This is a genomic window from Algoriphagus sp. 4150, from assembly GCF_031457395.1.
GTDB lineage: Bacteria > Bacteroidota > Bacteroidia > Cytophagales > Cyclobacteriaceae > Algoriphagus.
The window spans coordinates 186374-197752 of record NZ_JAVDWS010000010.1 but is presented as its reverse complement, the minus strand read 5'-3'; the positions used below and the strand labels follow the sequence as shown (position 1 = coordinate 197752).

General features: G+C 38.7%; 8 protein-coding genes. 3 read left to right on the top strand and 5 right to left on the bottom strand.

Going from position 1 to position 11379, the window contains the following annotated elements:
• Positions 1–340: 340 nt before the first annotated feature.
• The 4 genes from J2X69_RS14335 to J2X69_RS14320 all read right to left on the bottom strand — a co-directional run bounded on the left by J2X69_RS14335 (position 341) and on the right by J2X69_RS14320 (position 6138).
• Entirely contained in the window at positions 341–1213 is an 873-nt protein-coding gene (locus J2X69_RS14335; RefSeq protein ID WP_310104514.1) for a sulfite exporter TauE/SafE family protein, read from the bottom strand.
• Between the two features lie 598 nt (positions 1214–1811).
• Complete coding sequence (locus J2X69_RS14330; protein ID WP_310104512.1) at positions 1812–3461, bottom strand: Na/Pi symporter; 1650 nt, start codon at positions 3459–3461, stop codon at positions 1812–1814.
• Between the two features lie 128 nt (positions 3462–3589).
• Complete coding sequence (locus J2X69_RS14325; protein ID WP_310104509.1) at positions 3590–4702, bottom strand: WG repeat-containing protein; 1113 nt, start codon at positions 4700–4702, stop codon at positions 3590–3592.
• A gap of 11 nt (positions 4703–4713) precedes the next feature.
• Complete coding sequence (locus J2X69_RS14320; RefSeq protein ID WP_310104506.1) at positions 4714–6138, bottom strand: L-lactate permease; 1425 nt, start codon at positions 6136–6138, stop codon at positions 4714–4716.
• Positions 6139–6414: 276 nt separating this feature from the next.
• Between J2X69_RS14320 and J2X69_RS14315 the strand changes: the two genes are divergently transcribed.
• Both J2X69_RS14315 and J2X69_RS14310 read left to right on the top strand, forming a co-directional pair.
• Positions 6415–6705, top strand: a complete 291-nt coding sequence (locus tag J2X69_RS14315; protein ID WP_310104504.1) for a hypothetical protein — start codon at positions 6415–6417, stop codon at positions 6703–6705.
• An 11-nt stretch (positions 6706–6716) separates the two neighbouring features.
• Entirely contained in the window at positions 6717–7667 is a 951-nt protein-coding gene (locus tag J2X69_RS14310) for a hypothetical protein (RefSeq protein ID WP_310104502.1), read from the top strand.
• 50 nt (positions 7668–7717) lie between these two features.
• On the opposite strand, the gene J2X69_RS14305 is transcribed toward J2X69_RS14310, so the two are convergent.
• Entirely contained in the window at positions 7718–9325 is a 1608-nt protein-coding gene (locus J2X69_RS14305) for a hypothetical protein (RefSeq protein WP_310104501.1), read from the bottom strand.
• Positions 9326–9753: 428 nt separating this feature from the next.
• On the opposite strand from J2X69_RS14305, the gene J2X69_RS14300 reads away from it, so the two are divergent.
• A complete protein-coding gene (locus J2X69_RS14300) occupies positions 9754–11373 on the top strand; it encodes an ATP-binding cassette domain-containing protein (RefSeq protein WP_310104498.1) in 1620 nt (539 codons plus the stop codon).
• Positions 11374–11379: the final 6 nt, after the last annotated feature.

The following is an 11379-nucleotide window of genomic DNA, read 5'->3' as shown; positions in this document are numbered from 1 at the left end:
TCTGCCCAACTCAGAGATCCTATGCCCCTTGTTTTTTTTTCTTTTTGTCGTTTCATAGTAGTTTACTTTGTGTAAACTCAATTCAGGACGAGTCAGCTAGCACAAGACATAATTCTAGTACGTTCATAAATTACGAGTACACATTAAGGAAAATGACGGTAAGGGATTTAGGAACAAAGTTGGGGTCATCCTGAGCGGAGCAGAAGGTTTGACTCACCTCCCTGTCCCTCCGGGAGGCGGACGCTCGGACTGGCAAAACATCTGCCACTTATTAAATTCCTGCCATAATACATCACGCATCAAGCCTATCCAATAAGCCGAAAGACAACCGGATCCCGATCTAAACCAGTGCCAGATAAAACGTTCTGATACTCAAGAAAATAATCAATATCCCGACGGCTATCATCAGATACTTTGGCTTTACCAGCTTACAGATATATGCTGCAAACGGTGCGGCAATAATACCTCCCAAAATCAGCCCCAATACCGGGGCAAGGCTTAGTTCTTTGACAAAAAACAAAAAAGTAGACGCACTCGCCAAAGACACAAAAAACTCCACGAAATTGCCCGTACCTATCGCATATCGGGCGATCTTCCCTTTGCTGAGCAGCGTACTGTTGACAATAGGTCCCCAGCCACCTCCGCCTATAGCATCTGCAAATCCACCTGTAGTCGCCAAGACCGGAAGACTTTTACTATCACGGTTGAAGTTAGGGGTATGCTTTTTCTTAACCTTTCTAAGGATCACAATTCCCATCACCAACAGGTAAAGTGCAATGACGGGCTTGACCATATCCCCATTTACATTGGACAATAAAAATGCTCCGATGATTGAGCCCATAACGCCAGGAACAAGTAATTTTTTGGCCAACTTCCAATCCACATTCCCCATTTTCCAATGAGAAATCCCTGAAGCCAAACTAGTGAATACTTGGGCAAAATGAACCCAGGCTGAAGCCGACGCAGGAGGAATTCCAATTCCCAGCAAAATAGAATTACAGCTCACCCCATAGGCCATTCCCAAAGCTCCATCTATACTCTGCGCCACAAAACCAACAAGCAAAAACCATAAAAACATTTCAGTATCTATCTCCCAACTTTTGATAGACTGTGTGATCGTCTGTGTGATCATCAGGACAAACACCATTGCCGCAAAGGCAAAAAACATAGTCCAGAATGGTTCACTCTTCAAACGTGATATAAATTTTTGCATGGATTATCGGGATGTGAAATCTCTTTTTGACAGGCCAAATTTAAGAAGTAAATGCATATATCCTATCAATTTAATATGAAAACTCTGCTGCGCATTTGCTTGCCGGTTTTATAAATCATCCTCCTAATTTTGAACTATGAGTGCCCGCAATTATGCCGGTTACATAATTTTCTTCGTCTAGGCAGCCCAGTCCGAAGTGACGTTGACTCCATACATCATCGGTTATCCGTCATCGCCAAGCTGAGGAACGAAGCCGAAGCCCGCCTACCGGAGGACAGGCAATCTCATTGTATTTACGAAATGCTAATGACGGTTTACGGGATCAACGAAGAGTGAAGATTTATTCTAGGAAGTTGACTCAACTAGTTGTTGGAGAATTCAAATGGGATCAGAGTTAATGTACCTAGATTCAATAATGCCGTAAATCGTACTTCGTAAATTCAAAGTCTGAAAGGATTGCTTCGTCAAAAACAATTCCCTTCGGTCATTGGTTTTTCTCCGCAATGACGGACGTCAATATTTCCCGAATCCTAAGATGCTTTTATGGCTTTACCGGTAGAAAAGCGGATGTACGTATTCTGAAATTAAAATGTTAGGCCTATAAGATTTCAGCCGTTTTTAGATCAGCTTCTTTTATTTGCAGCGCTATGCATAGGTTGTTCATAGCCGAAACGGTTTGTTTGATCACATTTGTCATCGTGGAAATCGGCACTCCTTTTTTAGCATGGTTTTTTATATTCTCGTATAGAAAAGCGATCATCTCTTCATAGAAAGCTTCATTTCTCTCTATCCCTTTCTTCAAAACCACGGTGTATTCCTCTCTATTGAGCTTATCATTGCTTACCTCTTCTGTCTGAGTCTTGACAAATGCCTGTAATCTGCTCAAAACCTCCAGAGCCAATGGATCTTCACTTTCGGTCATATAGCTGATGTTATGAGCCACGTCTTTGATATCCTTGGCTCCATACACCATGGAACGAAGAGAAAGCATACTTGAAGTCAATTCTTCAGCTTCGTTTGTATCAAGGTTTTGCTCTTGCAAGAGTGCGTAGAAGCCGGTCAATTCATCTTCTATGCGTTTTATTTTATCGTATTTCTCAGTGATATTTATTGCGGTTTGGAAGATTGATTTCCATCCGGAAGATTTCACCGCAATGGGCCCAAGGGCAAAATTATGGTGTATAAAATCCTGAACATACAGGTACATCTGATCTAATTCATCTTTTATTGCTTTAAGAGCCACATCGGGGAATTCTGCAGTAATATTTTTTATATACAAGGTTTCACCCGGAGGTTCAGCACTTTTGAAACGTTTCATCAAGAAATTCTGAAAAGCACCCAAAAACGGTAAAAAAAGTAAAATCCCCGCCAGATTCAATAGGGTATTTAACAATACCAGCTCCATCAGGGGATCCGTCATATTGAAAAAAGTATATACCCCATCAACCAGTTGCTCTAAAAACAGAAAGATGAGGATACCCGCCGTCGAATTAAATATCACATTGGCGATGGCAAGACGTTTCTTATCTGCCGTGCCTCCAATAGACCCAAGCAATAAGGTAGAGGTTGTCCCCATATTCGCCCCGATTATCATGGCAAAGGACTGATAGACATCTATCAAACCTGCATTCAGCGCACTTAGAATAATTACGATCATCGCAGAACTCGATTGTACCAAAGCCGTGACGATCAATCCCAGCAGTAAAAACGCCCAAAGCCCATACTGTGAAAAAGCGGTAAGGTCAAGCTGATCGGCCACCGCATCAAGTGCGTCTTTCATAAAATCAAGACCCAAAAACAACAGTCCAAATCCAATTAAAAACCCGCCAATATTTTTCAAAACCGGTCTGCTCTCCAAGAACAAATAAGACAAAATCCCAACCGCCAAGAACGGAAATGAAAAATCGGCTATGTTCATTTTGAAACCAAGAGCAGCTACAATCCAGGCGGTGATGGTGGTTCCCAGATTTGCTCCGAGAACAACCCCAAGTGCACTCTTCAAGGTAAGCATCCCTGCTCCCAGAAAGGCAAGAACTAGCAAAGTCACCATTGAGCTGCTTTGCAGAATAGCTGTTACAAAAGTTCCGGTGAGAATACCTTTCCAACTCTTATTGGTAAAGCGTTTGATAAAGTGCTGGAATGATTTCCCCGCCAGACCTTTAATACCGTCTTCCAAGTGGCGCATCCCGAAAAGGAAGAGGCCAAGTCCGGCTAAAAACATCCAAAAATCAAAAGGTACTCCAGTCATTTTATCAGAATTTTAAAAAAGCATTAATTCACAAACTAAGTTAACACTGTATGCAGTCCACTCCTCTTTTTTGAAAGAAAGTACACTCATTTTTCTTCCCCTCACTAATATTCCAGTGGTGATTTCACCTAATCAGTTATCATTCCGCTTCTTAAAGTTATACTTACTAATCTGTACCCTTCCTCAGTTTTGAGGAAGTCAAAATGGTTCTGATAAAAATCGTCCCCATTTTTGTGGCTTATTATTACTGACATCAAAGGATATTTTCCGGTCAATGCTTGTCCACAATTATCGAAATAAACATTATATGCTTCAGCTTCAAATATTCCTTGATTAAGCCCATTGATGGATATAAAAAAATCCTGATTCTGAATTTGCCTTAGAGAAAGCGCATCTTTTATCAAGAGAAAATTATCTTCGAGTATTCTGTCACTTGGTTTACTTACCCAACCTTCCCCCTCTTTCCAGAAAACAAGACTGTCCGCCGAACCCGCTTTTAACTTATCCAAACTAAAGTCATCAAGTATGGCTTGATCTAACCATAGCGAAAAGTCTGTTTCATAGTTAACAAATGAATGAAATCCTCCATCCACTCCCGGGAAATATTCTCTGTTGGGTTTTTCGTCCAATAAGTCTTGATGCAGGTGGGAATAAAGGTCAAGGTATAAGGTATCTGTAAAGTTGTCAATCAACACGCTGTTAGCCGTGTCGATAAGCATTGTTTTGCCTCCCGTCCAACTGAAATGCTCGCAGCCGGAATGGTTATGCTCCTCCCAAAACTTTTTCTCTTTATCCTTCAGCGCAGTGACAAGTCCATTTTTTACTTGGGACAAGTCGTCGTAAACGGCGGGAATTACAACTTCTCCATTTCTGTCAAACATTCCCACTTTATCTGTCTTACGGTCCCTGAATCTAATAAACCCTTCGCTTTCACAGTCAGGAGTATTGTCGTAGGAATAAATACTATCCCTTCCAAACTCGTTTCCTGATTTTGTCAAATAGTAAATATCAAGTTTCCAATCTTTGAATTCAGAAGCGATAAACACATGCTCAAGTCTGTTCACATAAGAGAAAAAACCAAATTTTGGTTGGATTACAATTTGCCCGCTTTCGTCTTTGAAGCCAAAATTTTCTTCTGTATCATCCCAAAATCTTATCCAAAAGTCTCCCTGTTGAGCGTATACGCTAGTCCCAATTAGAAGTAAAATGCATGTCACTGCCAAGGTTCTCATATATTGCATTCGATTCATACTTATCCATAAAGATAGGAAATCACCAACCCCTGAATAAATACCACTAAAATATATAAAAGAACAAATTTCAGGTTGTTCGAAAGTATTTTGGATATGCTTACCGGCTGGGCGACTACCGATTGCACCATCACAATGTTTTGAAAGGATATGGCATTTCCTATTGCTGCGCCGGTGAGCAGCAATGCTAGTCTAAGGTAAAGTGGGTCGCCCGGAGGAAAAAGTGCCATAACCGAGCTATTGAATAACAACACACTCATGGTCGCGCTACCGGTGACAAAAGTCCCTAAAATACCGGCCAAAGAAACAAAACCCAGTGAGGCTACTCCTGAAGCTCCCGCAAAGACCTGCCCTGCCAACATGGCCAAATTTTGGCGCAGTAGCTGCGCAAAGAAAACAAGAAAAAGAATGGTAAAAATTGGCAGTACGAGACGTGAGAGGGTGCTTTTTGCCTGTTTTAGCGTATACGCAAACAGATCAGGTTGGGAAGTAATTCGCAAATACAGAATAGCTGCAGCGATAAACACCAGCCCGGGCTGATACAGTGAAATTGCTTTGAAGTCCTCACCGAGGGAAAACTCAACCCCGCCCAACAAATATTTTAAGGCAATAAGCATCCCTACAAATAACAGGTAAGGATAAAAGGTCATTAACCAAACCCGTGTAGGCGGTCTCTCCTTTTTGGATACCGACAACCACACAAATGGGATCATTCCCATCAAGCCGGCAACTACGGACGGGTATTCTACGCTGAATTGGCCGACGATCCCATACGGCACGACAAAACAAATCCCTGCGCTTAGCAACATCTTCCATTCCACTTTCCAATTCACCTTTTCCTCCTCGGTTTTGCTGTACAACCAAGCCAATCCCAGCGGCACGGCAAGGGCGGGCAGTACATTCATGATCACCGTATAGTCTACCTCAGGACTATTGGAATAGATTTCTAAGCCAACCTTGACGGGTGTGCCCAATGCCCCGAAGGTCACCGCTGTGGTATCAGCAGCCAGAGGAAGTACCACACTTGTAAGCGGCTTGTAGCCCACTGCCAACATAAGAGGGGCAATCAGCATGGCCGGAATTCCAAAGCCCGCAATTCCTTCCATAAAGCTTCCCAGAAACCAACATAACAGTATAGCCACTGTAAGTCTCGAAGAAAAGGCAGCGCTTGATTTCACAAAATCCCCAAAATGATCCAGGGATGCCAATGTGTTGTAAAAGAGGTAAGCACCAAAAAGAAGAAGAATCAGCTCCACTGAAACAATGGCACCATTTGCCAACGGGGCATAGACTTCTCCTTGGGTAAGGAGCAATTTCCCTAGGATTAGTATGACACATCCCATCAATGCTCCCAGCCACAATTTCCTAAGCAGAAAACCTCCTGTGAACAAAGCAGCAAACGATAGTAACAAAAGCCAGTTTTCCATTACTATTCTTTTTTAATTGCCATAGCAGATTTACTGCCGCTTACAAAGCTATCGGTATTGTCTTCGGATACTAGCACTTTTATCAGTTTCTGGATAGTTTTAACGCGATGACATTAAAGCAACTAATCCCAATTAATTCAATCCCTCTAAATGTGCCTCACATATTCCAAAAGCTTTCAAGTGGCAAAGGATCTGGATATCAATTAAATTCTTATTTTTGAACAGTGGCTAGTATCACCCCATAAGTTTAAAAAAGTAATAGAAAATACTTTAATAATGCTGGATAAAGCAGATAAAGGAATAGTTCTTATGAATATGTATAATGAAGTGGTACATCCAGCAGATGTAGCTTTTAAAGGTGAAGCAGAGTATCACTATAATGCAAAAGGATTTATTGAAGAATTATTGAGTCAGAATGGACTGAATTTAAGGGGTAAAGACCTTAGATTAAAGCTTATGAAGCTCTTACTTACCTTTGAGCAAATGGAGGCTAATAAGAGCAGGAAAAGTAAAGTGAATGAGTTGTTGGAAGAGAATGATTTTAGTGAATTTGGGAAGATTGTATAGTTTAAGTTACTATGAATATTAAAAGTGAAAAACATGCGAAAGAATTAAAAATTTTTAACATGGTCTATGGCAATAAAAATGACCTAATTGCCATGCCAAAAGATAAACCAGATATTTGGGTTGACAATTTAAAAGGAGAAAACTTCGGAGTAGAAATAACAGAACTATATAAAGATCAGTCTGAAGCAAGATTAAATAATGTAAAGGGATATCTAAACAAAATTATCAATCTACAAGAATACATCCATAAGCATGATAAAGAAAATCTGAAAAAGGTTAATATTTCTTATTATGACAAATCACGAAAAGAAGAAGTCAATATCCCATCAGTCTTAACAAAAGCAGCAGGATTTGAAGAATATTTTAAGCTTGTAGAACTTAGTATAATAGAAAAGTCATCGAAATCAAAACAATACAATAAAAATTTAAATTACCATAATCTAATAATACATGATAATACTTCAGGATTGAAATTCGAATCAAACACTGTAATAAACTTTTTTTCTAAGAACTCCATATCGGAAGCGATTTTGGGTAGTAGTTTTGAAGAAATATATTTAATAACATTTTGCGGACAAGATGAATATGTCCTTCCTTTAAAAAGAGGGCTCTACATTTATAATATTTATTTATTTGATCACGTAGTAAACATAGCACACAATATTAAAAGTATAAGCGATGAGTTATATTACGATTGCATGTTTGAGTTTCTAGACTATAGAGGATTTAAGAAAATACGTATTATTAATAATGAAAACATCGAGATAATTTATGCCAATTCTGGATTTGTTTTACAGAATGAAAAAATAATATTTAATTTATACGACAGGTCACTACCACCAAACGCCACTCAGGCAATAATAAGGAATTGTTTTATAAACCATAAAACAATTAAATTAATTAAAGAAATAGAATTAGTCTTCGAACTAAACTCAAATATTGGATTTAAAGTAGCAAAATAGTAAGATATATTTATGTTTGCTTTTAGTATCTGTACAACTGATAAATATAGCTATTTATTAAATTTTCTAAATGCTGCAATAAACTGATAAAGCAAATATGCATAAAATATCTTAAATAAGAAATCAAAGCCTTTAGTAATCGGATGAAATCCAGCTTGCATATTCTCGCAATGAAATGGATTGTATGAACCCTCTACATCGGATAAGAAAGTAAATGGTTTGATGAAGTAGGAATAGTTCTGTGAAAGAAAGTCAAAACCAGTTTCATAAGGGAGATTAGTCTGGCAAGCCAAATCAAGGTTAATAACACCAAACATTACAACTATCATTATTAACATCATTGATAAAGCCTTTTGAGGCTTAGTTCCATTATCATTAGACCAATAATTAAGCTTTAACACTACTTTATCATACCAGTCCATTGAAGTATCATTGGATTTTGCTCTAAGTTCGAGTTCTAAAGCCCTATAAACGGTTGCATAGTGTTTATTATTTTGAACAATCATTAGGGCATTTAATTCTCTGCAAAAGCCTATTTTATTTTCATAGCTAACATTCATTTCTTTTATAACTTTTGACTTGATTAACTTAAATGAATGAGCTATCAATCCTTCTATAGATGAATGTTTGTAGCTTATATTTTCAAATCTATCTAAGAAGCTAGGATTAACCTCTACACCTTTTAATAAAGCGTTATCAAAACTAATAGTCCCATTACCATAATTTCCCAAATTAAAAACCACATTCTCTTTAATTTTGAAATAACCAAAGTGTAAATTCTGAATATCACAAGAGAATATTAGTAGATTTGAGAGACTGGTACCTGAAACAGATAACAACTCAGTTTTTATAGAAGCTAGTGAAAGATTAGACGTTTCGCTTATAAAAATTCTATCTATAAATACGTCAAATTGATAAAAGGTCAAATGCAACTTTATAAAGCTACAACTTAATATATGTAAAGTTTTGTATCTAAAGGATTTTTTATTCCCAATCCCCTTTACTTCATGTATTTTAAACAAACTGACTTCTCCACCAGTAACACCGCTAAGTGTAATAGAATCACCTTCTGAATTTTCAAACTGCAAATCCTTAATTTTAGAGCCATAAATTTTAAACTCTTTAATCAAACACCGATCCACCGCAATTTTAGGCTCACTTACTCTTTCAGCTTCAAAATTCAGTTCTTTTACTTTTCTTAATTTCAATTCTCTAACTATGACATCTTTCAATTTAAGATGTACATCATTCGATTCTATCATTGAAATGAGACCAAATACAGTTCTATTTGTAATCTCTATTTCTGAATCAGTACATTTCGAAAACACAAAACTACCAGTATGAGAGTTACAATTTTTAAATTCAATAGCTACATTACTGAAAGAAACTGCTTCTTGAATCCTAAAGCCACAGTCTTTAAAAATGATTTTTACCCTTTCACCAATATTATCATCATTGAATACTGGTGAATCAAAAACAGCATCAAATTCCTTTTTTGTGAATTCACGTTTAGTAAAAGTAATTGGCTTACTTAAATCTAAATCTTGATATTTCTCACCAGATGCAGCAAAAGCATTGTATAAAACTTTAGGTTTAAAATTATATCCCCACACTTGTCCAAATTCATCATCTATAATTTCAAAAAACTGATTAGCCATTACCTAATTGATTAATATTTAAAAGTGAATCCCCTACTACGGACCCTGAATCCAAGATACCCCAATTCCCATTAATCCCTACACCACTTCCTTACTTTTTTCTGAAAGCCATAAGCTCCATCAAAAACTTCACTTGGTTCTACTGTTCTACTTGAAAGTTTACAATTACGGGTTATAGTAAGCAGACTCAATGGAACAGTGGAAATAAATTTGAAGAGATAGGAATAAATTCCTTCCCATCCAGCTAAAGCGAGCTCACATTAAGTTGGCTTTTCTTTTACTAACCTGTACCTTTGTCAGCTCCTTAACCCACCCAGGCTCTACCCTATATAGGTGCAGGACGGGAACTTACAAAAAGGCTATTACACAATACGCAACAACAAAATCAGATTACAAACATCTGATTTTTAAATACTTACAACGATTTTATGATCTCAGTAGATAATTTATCACTAAAATTTGGCAAACGAACACTTTTCGACGAAGTTTCCCTGAAGTTTAACCCAGGCAACTGCTATGGTGTGATCGGGGCAAACGGCGCAGGGAAATCAACTTTTTTGAAAATCCTTTCCGGAGAAATGGAAAGTACCAGTGGCGGCATCAGCATCACTCCGGGTCAGAGGATGGCCGTGCTAAGCCAAAATCACTTCGGTTTTGATGAAATCGAGGTATTGAAAACTGTACTTATGGGGCATAAAACACTTTATGCCATCATGGAAGAAAAGGATGCTATCTATATGAAGGAGGATTTCTCCGAAGAGGACGGTCTTCGTGCATCACAATTGGAAGCTGATTTTGCCGAAATGGATGGCTGGAATGCTGAGTCCGATGCAGCAGCACTACTCTCGGGATTGGGCATCACAGAGGATCTGCACTACATGAAGATGAAGGATCTGGCAGGTAATCAGAAAGTCCGGGTTTTGCTGGCACAAGCTCTTTTTGGTAATCCTGATATTTTGATTCTCGATGAGCCTACCAATGATTTGGATGCATCTACCATCGAATGGCTGGAGAATTTCCTCCTAGATTTCAAGAACCTGGTGATCGTGGTATCCCACGATAGACACTTTTTGGATTCAGTATCCACCCATATCGTAGATATTGATTTCGGGAAAATAAAGATTTTCTCGGGTAACTATACTTTCTGGTACGAATCTTCCCAGCTCGCGCTCAAGCAGCGCTCTGACTCAAACAAGAAGGCCGAAGACAAGAAAAAGGAATTGCAGGCATTTATCGACCGGTTCTCCGCCAACGTAGCCAAGTCAAAGCAGGCTACCGCACGTAAGAAGATGATCGAAAAGCTGAATATCGATGAGATCGAGCCTTCGATGAGAAAATACCCGGGTATTATTTTCAAGCCGGAAAGAGAAGCGGGAGATCAGATCTTCATGACCGAAAATCTGGAACTGAAAGCCGATGGGGTGACCTACTTCACTGATGTGAATCTTATGGTGGACAAAGGCGATAAAATTGCTTTTATTTCCAAGACCAAGCAGGCAGTAAACAAGTTTTTCCAAGTCATCATGGAAGAAATCCCATCCACAAAAGGAAGCTTTAAATGGGGAGTGACCATCAACAAGGCATACTTGCCAAATGATAATTCCGAATATTTCAAATCGGATCTTTCTCTCATCGATTGGCTAAGACAATTCTCAGGCAATCAGGAAGAAGCCTACGTAAGAACTTTCTTGGGCAGAATGCTTTTCACGGGAGAAGAATCCCTGAAAAAATGTTCTGTGCTCTCCGGGGGAGAAAAAGTCCGCTGTATGATCTCCAAGATGATGCTTCAGAATCCTAATCTTCTCGTAATGGATGAGCCTACAAACCACTTGGATCTGGAATCTATTACCGCCTTCAACAACGCGATAATTGATTTTACAGGCACGGTCTTGATGACATCTTATGACCACGCATTTGTGCAGTCTTCCGCAAACAGAATCGTAGAATTCACTCCCAACGGGACGATTGATAGAAGAATGCCTTATGAGTCCTATCTGGAAAACGAAGAAATCAAGGCGCTGAGAGAAAAGATGTACGCAAAATCTTAAAATCGA